Source organism: Peribacillus sp. NPDC006672, from assembly GCF_050274955.1.
Classification (GTDB): domain Bacteria; phylum Bacillota; class Bacilli; order Bacillales; family DSM-1321; genus Peribacillus.
The window spans coordinates 294506-310432 of sequence record NZ_JBNNOR010000003.1 but is presented as its reverse complement, the minus strand read 5'-3'; the positions used below and the strand labels follow the sequence as shown (position 1 = coordinate 310432).

Here is a 15927-nt window from a genome sequence, read left to right as displayed (position 1 = left end):
AAATACAGGGATAATATTTGTAATTAAAAATATATGAATAAAGACTATTGTGCAAATCCCCTATTAAATGGGGTTCATGAGACAATAGTTACAAGGTTCTCACATTCATGATAATGAGATTCATTATCATTATCAGTCATTCTTATTCTACCATTTCTTTGACATGTGTCAACATATACAAGTGAATTACTTTGATAAACTCAAGGTATTGGAAGAACCAATCATGCATTTCACTACAGGAAGTGATAAAATCATACTAACAATATTTACTCTTCTAATGAAAGAAGCGATGTGATGAAAAACTTCCTTTCCAAAGTGTTTACAAAAAAAGGGAAAATCCAGATTGAATTTTGCCAAAATAATCTTGACCGCTTCCTTAATGAACAAACAGTTGCTGATTATGGTAAATTCTTAGCGAATCCAGGTATTCAATATAAGGAATATGAATGTTTAAGTGAGTGTAAACTTTGTAAGCAAACCCCCTATGCGAAAGTGAACGGCCAGATAATGAACGCCAAGGATTCACGGGATCTTTTAAATCAGTTATATGATGAATTGAAATGATACGGGCCAAGCAAATTGCTTGAACCGTATTTTATTTTGAAATTTCAACTATCTACCCTTAAAGTATACAGAATACAGGGGATGAATAACTATGAAAAGTGATCACTAACTTTTTTTCCGTCAACATTCCCTTAGAAAAATAAGCCTTGATGAAGGTTGTTAAAGATTATTATGCATCAGAGTCATTCCCTTATGAAAAGATAATCGAAAAACATCCACACTCTTATTTTGGCAGAAAGAGGTTTTTTATACTCATGTTTTTCTGAGTGTGACTCACTGGGCTGCAAGCCATGGAATGCCTTTATTGATCTAGTAGATACTTCCTGTTTTTCTCTATTTCCTACGGTTATACTGTATATATAGCTTAATATATGATAATTTATGGAAAAAGATATATAGGAGGACGTCCATGAAAAAAATCATTCCTACCATCGTGTCATTCGTAACCCTAGGTCTTGTCATTGGTTTGCCTGGCCAGAACCCCATCGCAAAGACAGAAGAATTCACCCCTTATTATGGAAATGGTCCAAGCTTTATTCAACCTGATAACCTCTCCTACCTTTTCCCTGATCCTAATGTTTCTTTCAAGACCCCTGCCTTTATGCAAGGCAAGATCGCTTTTACGAGCCAAGAAGAAATGATTGGCTATATCAAGTCCCTCTCCCATAAAAACAAGAACATCCAAGTCAAGACGATAGGTAAATCAATAGAAGGACGCGACATCCCGATGCTTCTTTTCAGCAAGGATTCAAAAAAACTGAATAAGGATTCCCATAAACCTTTGATTTGGATTCAAGGTCAGATTCATGGCAATGAACCCGCCTCTGGTGAATCTACATTAGTGATTGCCCAGTGGCTTGCTGAAGGAAAACTTGGTGACGTCCTCGATAAAGTGAACATTGCCATCGTTCCACGCGTAAATCCAGATGGCTCCTATTATTTCAAACGATTTACCGCAAATGACATGGATGCGAATCGAGATTACTTAAAAGTGGAGTATCCTGAGGTACAGACTATTCATCAAACCATCAATGATTATGAGCCTGAAGTCATTCTTGATGTACATGAATATACAGTGAACCCCGCCCCCCTTAAAAAGGTAGGCGCTAATGGATCCATCGCTTCCTATGATCTGCTCATTTCATCAGCAAAGAATTTAAATATTCCGGAACAGCTTCGAAAAGCATCCGATGAACTTCTTTTGCCTAATGTTTTTAAAACATTGGAAAAAGAAAAGCTTTCCTATCATGATTACTATACACTCGATACTTCTGATACTGGAATTCTTACCGCTACTGAAGGAAGCACAGAAGCCCGCATCGGTCGCAACGCTCTCGGATTGAAAAATACGATGACCTATTTAATTGAAACAAGGGGTATCAATATCGGCCGTACTGATTTCAAACGTCGTGTTTATGCACAAGCTACAGCTCAGGCTGCCTTCATTAAAACGACAGCTGATCATGCCAATAAAGTAAAAAAGGTGGTCAAGCAGGCGGAAAATGAAGTGGTTAAAAAAGGGAGAAAAGCAAATGATAATGACAAAATTGTCATCACCAGCGAAAATAAATTAATGAAAAATCAAAGGTTAACAGTAGTCGATTTAGCAAAAGCCAAAAAGGTCGATACGCCTATCGATTGGCTGGATTCTACCGATGCCTACCCTACCCTTGTTAGAGATCGACCAACAGCTTATATCCTCCCACCTGAATACAAAGATGTTGCAAAAAAACTTCAAGTATTGGGAGTCCAAGTGAAAGAACTAAAAAAACCTGTGAAAATACCTGTCGAAAGCTATAGCGTAAAAGAGTTGACGGTTTCCACTGAACTTGAAAGCGGGCACACAACCAAAGAAGTGAAAACCACTGTCACTGATAAAAAACAAGATTTCCCAAAAGGAAGCTATGTATTTAACATGGACCAGCCTGACGCCAACTTCATTTCCTTGGCCCTCGAACCAGAAGGCATAGACAGCTATGTGACATTCAATTTCATTCCCGCTGTTAAGGGCGGAGAATTACCGATTTACCGCTACATGAAACAATCAGCATTACCAGTTAAATAATGCATTTCGACTACTTTCTAAAACGCTTTAGCAGCTTTCGTTGCTGAAGCGTTTTATTTTTGAACTCCTATTTAATTCACTTTTAAACCTATTGGCCGACTTTATTTTTTGAATGTGTTGAGAGCTTTTGAATATATATATATACGGACGATGTGTTTAAAGGGGGAACGACTTTGAACCAGCATGTGCAATTGGAAATGAACCGCCTTATTCATCGCTTGAAACAAGACCAATCAGCAGATGGATCTTGGAATTATCCCTTTGACACTGGGATAACAGCTGATGCCTATATGATTATTTTACTTAAAGTTTTAGAAATAGAAGATTCCTCTTTAATAGAGGCATTAGTAAAAAGGATTGAAAGCAGACAAACGGAAAACGGCTCTTGGAGACTTTTCCATGATGAAAAAGACGGTAATCTTTCAGTCACTATTGAAGCTTATTATGGTCTCCTTTATAGCGGACTGAGAAAAAAACAAGATCCTCATATGAGGAAAGCCAAACAATTCATTCTTTCTCAAGGTGGAATTAAACAGGCCAAAATGTTAACTAAAATGATGCTCACCATCACTGGACAATATAAATGGCCACTCCTATTCCCGATCCCGCTCGAAGCTATATTACTGCCGCCAACCTTCTTCTTCAGCATTTATGACCTATCCGTATATGGGCGTGTCAACATGGTCCCAATGCTTTTACTAGGGCATAAAAGGTTCCAGATCATGTCCCCAAACACACCTAGTTTAAAAGATTTATATCAAACAAGGGAGGAACGGTCTGAGGAGCATGTGTGGAAAGAATATCGAACCGACGAATACCGCTCCTTCTTTTCCAAACTTCAAACAGGTGTCAAAACTTTAATTGGTTATCCAGATTATCTTCATTCCTTGGCCCTAGAAACTACAAAACGATTTATGCTCGACCGGCTAGAATCCGACGGAACGTTGTATAATTATTTTGGGGCTACCTTTTTCATGATTTTTGCCCTACTTTCAACCGGCTACTCGAAAAAAGATCCTGTAATCCTAAAAGCTGTTTCCGGTTTGAAGGGAATGTCCTGTTCCGTTGATGGTCACACACATATCCAATTTACAACAGCACATGTTTGGAATACATCCTTAATCAGCTATGCCCTGCAAGAAGCCGGACTGCCATCAAAAGATGAAACTGTAAAGTCCGCCAATCAGTATTTACTGTCACGCCAGCATTATATGTATGGAGATTGGTTAATTCATAATCCTGACGCGGTCCCAGGTGGCTGGGGTTTCTCTGATTTGAATACAATGAATCCAGATGTAGATGATACGACGGCATCATTACGGGCGCTTGCAGGTCAAACGCAAGAAAAACCTGATAATCTGGAAAGCTGGCAGCGTGGTGTCGCCTTCACAATTTCCATGCAAAATGACGATGGAGGATTTCCCGCATTTGAACGAGAAAGCGATCCTAAATGGGTACATCTCATTCCTTTCGAAGGATCGAATTACCTCTTGACTGATCCGTCGACAGCTGATTTAACAGGCAGGACGCTTGAATTTCTAGGGAACTATACAAATTTGAAGAAACCTGGGAAGGTCAGCAAAAAAGCCGTAGATTGGCTCTTGAAAGACCAGGAGCAGGACGGCTCCTGGTACGGACGCTGGGGAATATGTTACCTATATGGCACATGGTCGGCACTGACTGGACTGAAGGCAGCTGGGCATTCCTCTGAACATCCTGCCGTCAAAAAAGCCATCTCCTGGTTAAAGAAAATCCAAAATAAAGATGGCGGCTGGGGTGAATCTTGTTATAGTGACATCAAGCAGCATTATATGCCTCTCGGGACCAGTACCCTGACACATACGGCTTGGGCTGTGGATGCGTTGATCGCAGCATCTGACAAACCCACACCTGAAATTGAAAAGGGCATCACCTATCTCACCCGCGGAGCTCAAAAAGAAGACTGGACCAATAACTATCCTGCAGGCCAGCTCATGGCAAGCGTTTTGTATACCCATTATCACAGCTATCGCTATATTTACCCGCTACTGGCCTTAAGTCACTACAGAAACAAATTCATGAATACTTAATCGCTTTTTCAGTGATTTTTATCATATAAGGGTGAATATGTGGATTACCTGTGGAAAAGGGGTGAATAACAACGAAAAGTTATCCACAATCCGAGGTTATCCACATTATTTTGCCTGTAAAATGACTAAAAACAAGTCATCGATAAACATTTCCACTCATTTTTGTTGATTAATCCATTTCGAATATGTATTAATGACTTGTTTATGCACGCTTTGTGGATAGTTTGGGGATGAATGATCACTATTCCAAGAAAACTTTATCCAGTTTATCACTATAGAATTCTATGGCCTTTGCATATGATTGAATTTCTCGATCCTCAGAGGTTTCCGCAATTATTTTCAATAAGGATTCCATCGCTAGATCATGTCGGCCCAAATTATAAAATGACATGGCCTTGAATACCAATAAAGCCCTATCCTCAGGAAACTTCTCCAGTCCCGCTTCCAATGTCCGTTTTGATTTTTCATATTCCCCAATGGTACGATATGTGCTCCCCAGCCCTAGGTAGGCTCCTTTTTCGTCCTCATCCGGCAAACCTAGTTTGAGAGCAGCTTCATAATGGGGCACCGCCTTTACCTCTAGTCCAAGAATATCCAAACTCCAGGCACACTGATACTGTATGACTGCATCCTCTGGATTTTGTTTTGCCAGATCCATCAATAATTGATTGGATTTCTCAAATTCTTTCTGGTGCCGCAACGATAGCGCCATTTCTAAATTATCCACTCTCATTCCCCCATTGAAAAAAATCTCTACGTGCTTATTTCTAGATGCAGCCCTTTATTTCCTATTCAAGCTCAAGAAAATAAGGATAGGTTCATACCAGGAAAAATAACAACGGAAAAACCCCGCCTTCCTCTTAAGGCGGGGTTTAAAATGATTTTACAGAAGTACCTTCTATATCTATATCTATATCCATTATTGCCGGTGTAGCTTCATTAACTTCATCGTTGTTTCTTCCACATTTCCTTCATTTCTAATTGTTTGGATGATTTCTCCTTGCTTCATGAAGAGTATAACATCGCCTGTTTCGGCTGCAACATCCATCATGTGAGTGGAGAATACGATGATTGTTCCACTTTCCTTAATCTCATTCAGAATTTCCACAAAGCGGGTGACCCAATACGGATCAAGTCCATTTGTTGGTTCATCCAGCAGTAAAATAGCTGGTGTTGCTAGGATAGATTGTCCAAAAAGCAATCTCTGCCTCATTCCCTTCGATAGGCTTTTGACTAAATCACGTTTCTTTTCGCTTAATCCAACCAGCCCCATCACTTCAGCAACTCGTTTCTTTTTTACTTGTCGAAAAGAGCCATAAAATGATAGAAATTCTTCAACCGTCATCATTTCCTGTGCATGAAAATCATCCGGCATAAAGCCAATTTCTGCTAAATAATTATCTCGATCAAATTGAATTTCTTTTCCGTTAATCGAAGTCTTTCCGCTTGAAGGGGCAATAATTCCAGCTATAATTTGCAGCATCGTGCTTTTCCCTGCACCATTTCCGCCACACAAAACCACGCATGTCCCTTCTTCTACCTCAAAGGAGCTGGTTGTCAAAGCCGTTTTATGTTTATATACCTTCGATATTCTTTCTACTTGTAATTTCGTCATCGCCTTTTCCTCCATTCCAGCATGAGCATAGAAAATAACAAGCTGAGTGTGATAAATACAATCACATAAAGGATATAAATGAGGATGGCTACTGGAGATTCCAAGAAGGTCACTAAAGAATCATACGCCTGACCGAAAACCGCTCCGCCATCGAGTCCAATGACCAATACTACCCTTAACAATTCAGCCGGATTAATAAAGAGGGCGACCTTCATCAACGGTTCGACCCATGTGTAAGGGAATAATCCCAATACCCCCATTAACGCAGTCGGCCAAATCATAATCAGGAAAAACCAAATAATCACAGAAACTGATAGCGCCTGCCACCTTGTTGAAACGATTGTTCCAATCACAATTCCCAATACAAGAAAGAAAAATATGAGTGAAATAGAAAAAAAGTAAATCGCCATTAGCCATTCTGAAGCGAATCCAGCTCCAAACATTAAGCCTATAGCCAAACTGATTCCATAGCTGAACGTAAAAACTATTAACTGGGACGTGTATTGTCCGCCAATTTTCCCCATTACATAAGAAAGTGTAAATAAAGGATATGTACTCAACAAACGCCACTGTCCATTTTCCATTTCATTTGCGATTGAAAAAGAACCGATTATCAACATGAATAGCGGAATGATATACAACGCTACATTGACGACTGTACCCGTCGTATTCGTATAACCTGTTAAAGAGGGAGCACTACTTTGCAGTAAAAATAAAAGCGATAAAACAGCCACCCATAAAAATAAAAATGAATAATAGGAATGTTGCCTTACCGTCATACGCAGCTCAGACCGCCATATATTCCACATCGTCATTCCCCTTTTAAAATTCTCTATAGTATTTCAAAAAAGACCGGCCATGAACAGGGCCGGTCCAGTCATGAACCCTTACATATCATGATCTGAATGTTCCTTCTCCATCTCGCCATCCTCTGAATGAGAATGATCTGTTTCTTCACCATGTTTTTTCATATCTTTCATCATTTCACTACTTCTCTTCCAAGAATGCTTATCTAATTCTTTTGCTGTCATGATAGAGCTATCTTTATGATCTGTCACATATTGCTCTGCATCTTTACTGTCTTTAAATGAAATCACATTATAAGCCATTGGAGTTTTTACAGATGTATCGTAAACATATGTAGCCTCTTTGACCAAGACCCATTCTTTATCGTCAAAGTCTCTTACAAATTCTGCATCAATGTCCTTATCCTCATTCTCACCAAGCCATTCATACATACAACCAATATCATCAAATACCATGGACTTTCCGTTTTTCAAAATGATTTGCGTAGCGAATTGGTTATCAACGACTGCCATATTACATGTCTCACAAGTATCTGTTGCTTCATCTATGGCAACCGGTTTAACTTCTTTGTCTCCACAAGCTGCCAAAATTGATAAAATGCCAACTAGTAAAATATAACTCAGCTTCTTTTTCATATTCTTTTCCTCCCAAAAATAAATAATAGTAAACTTAAAAAAACCATGAATGCACTAATCGTCCATAATACAGGACTTGATGATGTTTCTTTTTCCACATCTACAGAAGGGTGCATTAGCGGTCTAGGATCCTTTAATAGTTGACTCTCAGGGCTTTTCAGCATTTTCTGAAGCAAGGTCAAACCTGGGGCCTGGAAAAACAACTGATATTCTGGAACATCCTTTGTCAACGTTAAGAAATATGGATCAGCTGTGAAAGCTATAGCACTCGTTCCCTTTCCTCTTGTATCAATCTTCGCTGAAGCATCCCAATAGTTTTGGATGAAGCCATTTTTTGAACTCTCAATGGCTTGGGCTTCATTCACATTGCCAACAAATGTATTGAGGGTTACCTTATTCTCATTCGCTTTGTTAAATTGAATACCAATAAAGTTATCAGTTAACTTATTCGACTTCAAAAGATTTTTTTGGGAGTTCTCCATATAAATCCCCACCCGATTCTCAGTCATTTGATTCCTGATAATCTCTGTTCCTGTCACATAATACATAAGGAGCCCTTGTGCATTCACATTATCTTTATTATTTGAAAACTCATTATGCAAAACGGATGTACCTTTTGCCTCCATCAACATTGTTCCTGTCATGTTTCCTTTGGATACATTTTCTTTAAGCAGATTATTATTGGAATACATCAGATGCAGGCCGTATCGTGAACGGCTCAAGGAATTTCCTTTTAATGAGTTATCATGGCTCTGTTCCAGGTAAATCCCATCCACTACTCTAGAGATCTTCATATTTCGAATCGTATTATTATTTGACTCCCATAAGTCGATACCATTTCCCTTTTGCTTTCCAATAATCTCGCTATTTTGTATCATCACGTTTTGAGCACCATCGAGCTTGATACCAAACTGTGTTGTATCAATGTACAGGTTTTGAAGATTATGATTCGACCCCATCACAGAAATGGCTGTACTTTTCTTCACATCACTGCACTGTTCCACCTTTATGTTTTGTAAGGAAACGTGCTTGCCTTCAATTGTAATGATTGGTTGTTCTACACAAGAACGAATCACTACTTCACCTTTGCCTTTTAGGGTAATCGGCTTTGAAAGAACGATTGATTCCTCATAAACTCCTTCTTCTATTTCGATAGTTGCTCCTGCCGAGGCACGATCAACTCTAGCCTGCAGTAATCCAGATGCTTCACTAATGCTAGGCAGACAAAAAGATAGAACGAGGAAAAAAAGTGCCATTTTAAAAATTTTCATAGCATATACCCCCGCTATACTGATACTTCCAAATTTATTATAGACAAGAACTGTGAAGAAAGTTTGAAATGCTTTTGAATGAGCATTGAATTTTATTCATCAGTATTGGCTTATTTATCAATTATTTATACAATAAGCAAAAGAAGCATTGCTTCTTCGCAATGCTTCCCAAAAGATAGGTACCGTTAATCATCCAATTCTACTTTTAATACTTCTCCTGTATTGGCATCGATTTCGATATCATATTCCTTCTTACCTTGTTTTATCTCCAACTCGTACACAAGGATGCCATTCTCTGAATCCAGCTCTGCATCCGTCACTTGACCATCCACCTCTTTCAAGGCAATCTTTTCAGCTTGATCCATGCTGATTTTTGCAGTTTCCACTGCTTGTTGTATGCTCATATCCCCATCGTCTTCATCTTCCATCTCCCGAGAAAGGATCTCTCCTTTTTCAGCATCGACTTCAACATCTTGATAGCCTTCATTCGTTTTAACGGTCATCTCATAGGTCATCGGCTGGTCCCAATCCTTTTCAAATTGAGTAACCTTACCGCCCAGTTTTTCTGAAATCATTTTGACAGCCTCATCCTCGGATAACGCACTCTTATTGACTGCATATACCACCGTTCCAGCGGCACCGCCGAAAAGCAATACAGAAGCTATGGAAACCGTCATGATTACCTTTTTCTTTTGAATGATACCTTCTTTTATCGTAGTCCACTGCTTTTTCATGAATAGTTCCTCCTTTGAGTTGTTACCTTAAGAATAACCATCATTCATGAAACGAACATGAGCGCTAGATTAGAATTTGATGAGAAAGAGTAATAGTCACCAACGTCCCCTCTCCCACTTCGCTTTGAATTTCCAGTTTACCGCCGAATGACTCGACAAGTGTTCGAGCGATGGAAAGCCCGAGTCCATTGCCTCCCGTTTTCCTTGCCCTTGATGAATCCACGCGATAAAAACGTTCAAATACATGCGGGAGATGCTCTGGTGATATCCCTGCGCCTTGATCTTTAACACCAATGAAAATTTCATTAGCCTGCCGTTTTATCAGGATCTGTATATCCGATTCACTATATTTCATGGCATTGTCCAATAGGATGACAAGCACCTGTTCAAGCTTGCTGGAAATGGTCATTGCATATATTTCCTTAAACTCGGAATGTATCTTTATTTCACGATTTGCCGTCCTTCTAAATGTTTGGGCAATCTGTTCACAAAACGAAATAAGTTCGACTTTTCCTTCAATATCCTTGGAAGGTTCACTTTGGGAAGCGGACTGAAGTAGATGTTCCGTCAGCTGTTTCATCCGGATGGCTTCATGATGGATTGCCTCCACCGCCTCTTCCTGAATCACCTCATCCTTCATTCCCCAGCGTTTCAATAGTGAGGAGTAGCTTTCTATGACCGTAATCGGTGTTTTCAATTCATGTGAAGCATCTGAAAGGAATTGCTGCTGTCGGTTATAATTCCGCTCCAGCCTTTCCATCATCCTGTTGAATGACACCCCCATTACCTGTAGCTCGTCCTTTGATTGATCCGAAAGCGGGATCCTTTTGAATTCTCCACTTTTCTCAATATCCATCATTGTCCCGCTCATGATCGATATGGGTTTGAGGATTAGATTTGCCAGCCATTTACCGGCAAGAATGGATAGAAGAATGACAAAAAGGGATGCACCACCTAATACGAGGGCAAGAGTCGATAAATTATCAAGGAGGGTATCCTGCGGCTGTGTTACCTCGATCATCCCTAGTTTCTTCCCTTCTTCGGGATAAGGGTAACGGTAGGTCAACACGTAATCCCCATCAGCTTTGCTAAAATCAAATCCTTTCTCATTAATGGATTTAACCGCTAGCCCCTGAAGGTCCTCTTCATCCGTAAACGATTTAACCAACCTTCCATCTGTGCCAAATATCCGCACCATTCCATCGTCAGGGGTATACGGCTCCATTAAATCGGGATCATCGGAAATCAAATCTTTCGTCAGGATATTTTCTTCAATTAATGAAGCTTGATCTTCAAGCAGATCCATTTCCCTCTCAACGGATATCCAAAGAAAGGCGATTAAAACGATGATACTCAACAATATAAGCATGACGCTTAAAAAAAGACTGGAATACGATTGGATTTTCGTCCGAATCTTCATACCGGCTCCTTCAAGCTATACCCTACCCCGCGGTAAGTATGTATGAGCTGCAAATCAAAGGGGTAATCTATTTTTTTGCGTAAATAACGGATATACACATCAACCACATTCGTATCCCCTGCAAAATCATATCCCCATACATGTGTAAGTATTTGCTCCCTTGAGAGTACTTGATTTTTATTTTGCAATAGATATACCAGCAAATCGAACTCGCGGGAAGTCAGCTCGATCCTGTTGCCTTGCCTGAGAATGTCCCTTGTCCCAAGGCTCAATTGCAGATCATGGACCTTAAGTTCATCCGCTTTCCCTTCTGATTGGCTCTCCCGTACATTTGTACGAAAACAAGCACGGATTCGGGCCAGCAGCTCTTCAATCTCAAACGGTTTCGTTACATAGTCATTCGCACCATGGTCCAGGCCATTCACCTTGTCTGGTACAGCATCCCTTGCGGTTAGAAGAATGACTGGTGTTGAACCATTCTTTTTCCGGTAACGCCTAAGTACTTCTATGCCATTCAACTCGGGTAGCATCACATCCAATAAGATTAAATCCCACTCTTCGGATTCTGCCCTTTGCAGACCTGTCTTTCCGGTAAAAGCCGATTCAGTTAGATAACCCTCATGATTAAGTTCCAGCTGGAGGACCCTCGCGATTTTTTCTTCATCTTCTATTATTAAAATCCTTTTATTCATGATTACCACCACCTACCCCTTAGTGTACTGAAGAAAAATGAAAATATCATGAGAAATTGAACACTCCGCATAAAAATCCCATGAAAAAATGACTATATTTTCTTCTATATCACGCCTTAAAAATGTAAAAAAAAAAGAACCGGTTGTGAACAGTCCAGAGGGTCTTTATAGACACCATACACAGATTCCTCACAATAGATTTCCCCATAGCAAAATAATAAAAGCCTAAGTATCAATGGCTAACCATAATAAAAAGACTATGGAATATTTCCATAGTCAAAGTTTGTCGACAAAATGGTGTTCGGAACGGCCTCATCCCGAATAACTGGCTAGCCAAGACCCCACAGGCGCTTGCTTTGATGTGGCTTGGCAGACAGTCGGCGGAAAGGGAGCGGATTTCTTCAATCAACTGGATCGTTTAATAATGATCCATTTCATTCACCGTTCCAATGCTGGTCAATGAATTCATCGCGTCCCGATTTCGCACGGTCCGCTTTATAATCATCTTTGTTTTTTTTATGATAGCCTTGATGGTATTCTTCGGCAGGATAAAAGGGTTGGGCCGGAAGGATTTCCGTTACGATGGGTTTCTGGAACCTCCCGCTGGCTGCCACCTTTTCTTTCGATTCAAGAGCCAGTTTCTCTTGAGCTTCATCATGATAGAAGATGGCCGTCCGATATTGGCTTCCTCTGTCATGGAATTGACCGCCATCGTCGGTTGGATCGATTTGCTGCCAATATAGTTCAAGCAGTCTTTCATAAGGAAATAACAGGGGATCGAAAGTGATTTCGACGACTTCATAATGTCCTGTAGTTCCCGTCTTCAATTCCTCGTAAGCAGGGTTTTCAACATGTCCCCCTGTATAACCGGATACGATTCCCCCAATCCCGGGTTGTTCTTCAAATGGTGTCACCATGCACCAAAAACAGCCTCCAGCAAATGTAGCTTTTTGCATAATGATCATCACCTTCCTATACATATGTAATAAAAACTAATATACCATATCCTAATCCTAACACTATTTTTTTTAGCCTCCAAGCCAATCGCTTCAAAAGGGATGTATCATTTGACAAACCCTAAATCAATCTTTTGACCAGCCTTTTTCCTTGAATCTTACAATAGCTTCAACACGATTGCTTACATCCAATTTATCAAGAATGACCGAAATGTAATTACGAACCGTTCCATTGGTCAGATAAAGCTCGCTGGCAATTTCCTTTGTATTCTTACCATCTGAAATCAATTGGAGCACTTGGCACTCTCTTTCAGTCAAAGGGTTTTCTTCTTCAAAAGCCATATCCACCAGCTCAGGAGCATAAATGCGCCGACCGTCCATGATGACACGGATCGAGTTCGCCAGTTCCTCACTTGGACTATCCTTCAGCAGATATCCACCTACCTCGGCCTTTCTGGCCCTTTCAAAATAACCAGGGCGTGCAAAAGTGGTTAAAATGATGACTTTGCATTGGTGGCCCTGACCCTTGATCTCTTCCGCTACATCGAGCCCGGTTTTAACTGGCATTTCAATATCCGTAATGCAGATATCCGGCTTTAAACGATTGACGAGATTCATTGCTTCTTCCCCATTGCTCGCTTTTCCGACAACTTCCATATCCACTTCCAGATCAAGGATAGAACCTAGAGCGCCAAGCAGCATCCTTTGGTCTTCAGCAATTACGATTCTAATCAATGTTAATCCCACCTATCCATTATTTTTTATAGCATTCGGAACCCTTATATAAAGTGTCGTTCCATCTGTTGATTTAATATCCAGGCTGCCATTAACGAATTCAAGCCTTTCTTTCATTCCTTGAAGTCCATTGCCCTTCAAAAATTCTGATTTATGTGAAAGCCCCACTCCATTATCTTGGACTTTGATCGTCACTCCTGTCTGTAATTCTTCGATGACGATATTACATGAGTCGGCGCAGCTATGTTTGACGATATTTGTCACAGCTTCTTTCAAGCACATGCTTAAAACGGTTTCAACAAGCAATGGAGTATCTTGCAATTCTGTTGTGCCTTCCAAATTGAAATCTATCTCTGCCGCTTTCAATATTTGCTTGACCCGGATGATTTCATCGCATAGCTTGGCCCCACGCATTTCCGACACCATTTCCCGTACCTCCTTAAGTGCCGTCCTCGCCGTTTGACGGATATCCTTGATTTCCTTCTTAGCCGAATCAGGATTTAAATCAATCAATTTCCCTGCAAGGTCACTTTTCAAGCCAATCAAAGAAAGTTTTTGTCCAAGTGTATCATGTAAGTCACGGGCAATCCGCTGGCGTTCTTCCATTTTGCCAAGCTCGGATATTCTTTTATGTGCATCTTCCAATTGTTCTTCCAGCCTATCACGCTTATTCCGATTATATGTGTTGAATGGGAGAAGGATCACGCCTACTACACAAATGAGCATAAAGGGAAATTGCGAAAAGAAGGTAGGGTCTTTCATGATGAATCCAATATTGACAGAAACGATGGTGGCTAATAGCTGAATCGAATATAATACGAAAAAGCCAACCTTATTTTGAACATTCCCAATAAAGAATGCTAAAAAGAGTGAAAAGTAAATGTAGCTGAAAAATATGGTCATGGATATGGATATGACTATTTGTATAGCCGTCCATACGTATACGGGCCATCCCTTCGAAACGAATGAGAGACCATATGATATGAAAAACAAAATGATCATGACGATTCCAAAGGCAGTCTCCAACATCGATGAAGATTTGAAAATGAAGTAAAAAGGAAGGATACAAAAAATGATCCAGACATAAGGGCTCAGCCCTGTGTTCTTCGGAAAGATATGATACCAACTTTGCATGGCGCCGCCTCTATTTCTTTTTCTCCTAGTATATACTAAGGTGTTCTATCAAAAAACCATCCAATGGAAATTGAATGGTTTTTTGATTAACTATTTATTTCCCTTGAAGACTTGGACGTTTATTATTGATTTCCAACTTTGATTTTTTCTCATTTAGACGTTCCTTAATCTCTTTAAAACTTACAAACGTCTTATTTTCCCCATCATAAAGGCGGAATCGAAGTGATTTTAAACTTGAACTAAGCGTGATTGTCGTTGCCTGCTGCAAAGGCAGGGTGGAATCATGGACTTTTTCCAGATTATAGTTCGGCACTCTTGGACTAAGATGATGGACGTGGTGAAAACCGATATTACCAGTTACCCATTGTAAAACCTTCGGAAGTTTATAATAAGAACTTCCATCAATGGCAGCCTTCACATAATCCCATTCCGATTCCTCTTCGAAATAAGAATCTTCGAACTGATGCTGTACATAAAACAGCCAGATGCCCAAGGATCCAGTTACAAAAAGAAGCGGTACCTGAATCATCAGAAATGCCTGCCATCCGATAGCCAAGCATAACAAACCATAAATCACCACGATTGCGGCATTTGTCAAATACGTATTCATGCGTTCCTTCTTTTTTGCGCCTTTTTTATTCAGACGATTCGATACAAGGAATAGATAGAATGGACCTAATCCAAACATGACGATCGGATTTCTATATAAACGGTAAGCCAGACGTCCCCAGAATGAAGCGGCTACATATTCATCAACGGTCATGATCCAGATATCTCCTGTACCACGTTTGTTTAAATTACTGCTTGTTGCATGATGTATGGAATGACTATGCTTCCATTGCTCATACGGAAATAATGTGACGATTCCACTGATTGTACCCAAGATGTTATTCGCTTTCCTGCTTTTGAAGAACGATTGATGACAGCAATCATGGAAAATGATGAAAATCCTGACTACGAATCCTGAAGCCAAAACTGCCAATGCAAGGGTCAGCCAATATGAGATGGTTAAGCTTTGATAAGCTAAAAACCATAGCAGGAAAAATGGCGGAAATGTATTTATAAGTTGCTTCACACTTGATTTAGTATTGGATTTTTCAAAAGGGGCAATATCTTTTCTTAATTGTTTTTGATTACTCATGAATTTCCTCCTCATACATTTTATATAGGAACATGGAGTGTTTAAATGGATTGGTTCAGCTTACATATTTCGAATACCATAATTATGCC

At 40.0% G+C, this 15927-nt stretch carries 15 protein-coding genes; 3 read left to right on the top strand and 12 right to left on the bottom strand.

All coding sequences use genetic code 11. The features are described from left to right. Nucleotides 1-294 precede the first annotated feature (294 nt). The 3 genes from ACQKKK_RS07365 (at nucleotide 295) to shc (ending at nucleotide 4698) form a co-directional block, all read left to right on the top strand. A complete protein-coding gene (locus ACQKKK_RS07365; RefSeq protein WP_427615204.1) occupies nucleotides 295-564 on the top strand; it encodes a DUF1450 domain-containing protein in 270 nt (89 codons plus the stop codon). A 409-nt stretch (nucleotides 565-973) separates the two neighbouring features. Continuing rightward, a complete protein-coding gene (locus ACQKKK_RS07360) occupies nucleotides 974-2629 on the top strand; it encodes a M14 family metallopeptidase (protein WP_427615203.1) in 1656 nt (551 codons plus the stop codon). A 173-nt stretch (nucleotides 2630-2802) separates the two neighbouring features. Beyond that, on the top strand, nucleotides 2803-4698 hold the full coding sequence (gene shc, locus ACQKKK_RS07355; protein ID WP_427615201.1) for a squalene--hopene cyclase: 1896 nt from the start codon (nucleotides 2803-2805) through the stop codon (nucleotides 4696-4698). Nucleotides 4699-4939: 241 nt separating this feature from the next. Here the strand turns inward: shc and ACQKKK_RS07350 are convergent, their stop codons facing one another. The 12 genes from ACQKKK_RS07350 to ACQKKK_RS07295 form a co-directional block, all read right to left on the bottom strand. Further along, complete coding sequence (locus tag ACQKKK_RS07350) at nucleotides 4940-5410, bottom strand: tetratricopeptide repeat protein (protein WP_427615312.1); 471 nt, start codon at nucleotides 5408-5410, stop codon at nucleotides 4940-4942. A gap of 207 nt (nucleotides 5411-5617) precedes the next feature. Beyond that, nucleotides 5618-6313, bottom strand: coding sequence for an ABC transporter ATP-binding protein (locus ACQKKK_RS07345; RefSeq protein WP_427615199.1), 696 nt, complete (start codon nucleotides 6311-6313; stop codon nucleotides 5618-5620). After that, on the bottom strand, nucleotides 6310-7122 hold the full coding sequence (locus ACQKKK_RS07340) for an ABC transporter permease (protein WP_427615197.1): 813 nt from the start codon (nucleotides 7120-7122) through the stop codon (nucleotides 6310-6312). Before ACQKKK_RS07340 ends, ACQKKK_RS07345 begins: the two co-directional genes overlap by 4 nt. 78 nt (nucleotides 7123-7200) lie before the next feature. After that, nucleotides 7201-7755 (bottom strand): nitrous oxide reductase accessory protein NosL, encoded by a 555-nt coding sequence (locus tag ACQKKK_RS07335; protein WP_427615195.1) that lies wholly within the window; start codon nucleotides 7753-7755, stop codon nucleotides 7201-7203. Continuing rightward, entirely contained in the window at nucleotides 7752-9026 is a 1275-nt protein-coding gene (locus tag ACQKKK_RS07330; protein WP_427615193.1) for a right-handed parallel beta-helix repeat-containing protein, read from the bottom strand. Before ACQKKK_RS07330 ends, ACQKKK_RS07335 begins: the two co-directional genes overlap by 4 nt. 185 nt (nucleotides 9027-9211) lie before the next feature. Then, nucleotides 9212-9760, bottom strand: a complete 549-nt coding sequence (locus tag ACQKKK_RS07325) for a PepSY domain-containing protein (protein WP_427615192.1) — start codon at nucleotides 9758-9760, stop codon at nucleotides 9212-9214. Nucleotides 9761-9824: 64 nt separating this feature from the next. Continuing rightward, nucleotides 9825-11180, bottom strand: coding sequence for a sensor histidine kinase (locus tag ACQKKK_RS07320; protein ID WP_427615191.1), 1356 nt, complete (start codon nucleotides 11178-11180; stop codon nucleotides 9825-9827). Further along, nucleotides 11177-11872 (bottom strand): response regulator transcription factor, encoded by a 696-nt coding sequence (locus tag ACQKKK_RS07315; protein WP_427615189.1) that lies wholly within the window; start codon nucleotides 11870-11872, stop codon nucleotides 11177-11179. Before ACQKKK_RS07315 ends, ACQKKK_RS07320 begins: the two co-directional genes overlap by 4 nt. A 434-nt stretch (nucleotides 11873-12306) precedes the next feature. Further along, nucleotides 12307-12828: a peptide-methionine (S)-S-oxide reductase MsrA gene (msrA, locus tag ACQKKK_RS07310; RefSeq protein WP_427615188.1), complete on the bottom strand. Its 522-nt coding sequence runs from the start codon at nucleotides 12826-12828 to the stop codon at nucleotides 12307-12309. Between the two features lie 126 nt (nucleotides 12829-12954). Continuing rightward, nucleotides 12955-13563 carry a response regulator gene (locus tag ACQKKK_RS07305; protein WP_427615186.1) on the bottom strand — a complete coding sequence of 203 codons (609 nt, stop codon included), beginning with the start codon at nucleotides 13561-13563 and terminating at the stop codon, nucleotides 12955-12957. 12 nt (nucleotides 13564-13575) lie between these two features. Continuing rightward, on the bottom strand, nucleotides 13576-14697 hold the full coding sequence (locus ACQKKK_RS07300; protein ID WP_427615185.1) for a sensor histidine kinase: 1122 nt from the start codon (nucleotides 14695-14697) through the stop codon (nucleotides 13576-13578). A 94-nt stretch (nucleotides 14698-14791) separates the two neighbouring features. Beyond that, entirely contained in the window at nucleotides 14792-15838 is a 1047-nt protein-coding gene (locus ACQKKK_RS07295; protein ID WP_427615184.1) for a fatty acid desaturase, read from the bottom strand. Nucleotides 15839-15927 lie beyond the last annotated feature (89 nt).

What these genes read in the sequence shown, in the direction of transcription:
- ACQKKK_RS07315 (WP_427615189.1), bottom strand. Translation starts at nt 11,872, where the DNA reads ATGAATAAAAGGATTTTAATAATAGAAGATGAAGAAAAAATCGCGAGG.
- ACQKKK_RS07295 (WP_427615184.1), bottom strand. Translation starts at nt 15,838, where the DNA reads ATGAGTAATCAAAAACAATTAAGAAAAGATATTGCCCCTTTTGAAAAA.
- ACQKKK_RS07330 (WP_427615193.1), bottom strand. Translation starts at nt 9,026, where the DNA reads ATGAAAATTTTTAAAATGGCACTTTTTTTCCTCGTTCTATCTTTTTGT.
- ACQKKK_RS07365 (WP_427615204.1), top strand. Translation starts at nt 295, where the DNA reads ATGAAAAACTTCCTTTCCAAAGTGTTTACAAAAAAAGGGAAAATCCAG.
- ACQKKK_RS07360 (WP_427615203.1), top strand. Translation starts at nt 974, where the DNA reads ATGAAAAAAATCATTCCTACCATCGTGTCATTCGTAACCCTAGGTCTT.
- ACQKKK_RS07340 (WP_427615197.1), bottom strand. Translation starts at nt 7,122, where the DNA reads ATGTGGAATATATGGCGGTCTGAGCTGCGTATGACGGTAAGGCAACAT.
- msrA (WP_427615188.1), bottom strand. Translation starts at nt 12,828, where the DNA reads ATGCAAAAAGCTACATTTGCTGGAGGCTGTTTTTGGTGCATGGTGACA.
- ACQKKK_RS07300 (WP_427615185.1), bottom strand. Translation starts at nt 14,697, where the DNA reads ATGCAAAGTTGGTATCATATCTTTCCGAAGAACACAGGGCTGAGCCCT.
- ACQKKK_RS07350 (WP_427615312.1), bottom strand. Translation starts at nt 5,410, where the DNA reads ATGGCGCTATCGTTGCGGCACCAGAAAGAATTTGAGAAATCCAATCAA.
- ACQKKK_RS07345 (WP_427615199.1), bottom strand. Translation starts at nt 6,313, where the DNA reads ATGACGAAATTACAAGTAGAAAGAATATCGAAGGTATATAAACATAAA.
- ACQKKK_RS07335 (WP_427615195.1), bottom strand. Translation starts at nt 7,755, where the DNA reads ATGAAAAAGAAGCTGAGTTATATTTTACTAGTTGGCATTTTATCAATT.
- ACQKKK_RS07320 (WP_427615191.1), bottom strand. Translation starts at nt 11,180, where the DNA reads ATGAAGATTCGGACGAAAATCCAATCGTATTCCAGTCTTTTTTTAAGC.
- ACQKKK_RS07325 (WP_427615192.1), bottom strand. Translation starts at nt 9,760, where the DNA reads ATGAAAAAGCAGTGGACTACGATAAAAGAAGGTATCATTCAAAAGAAA.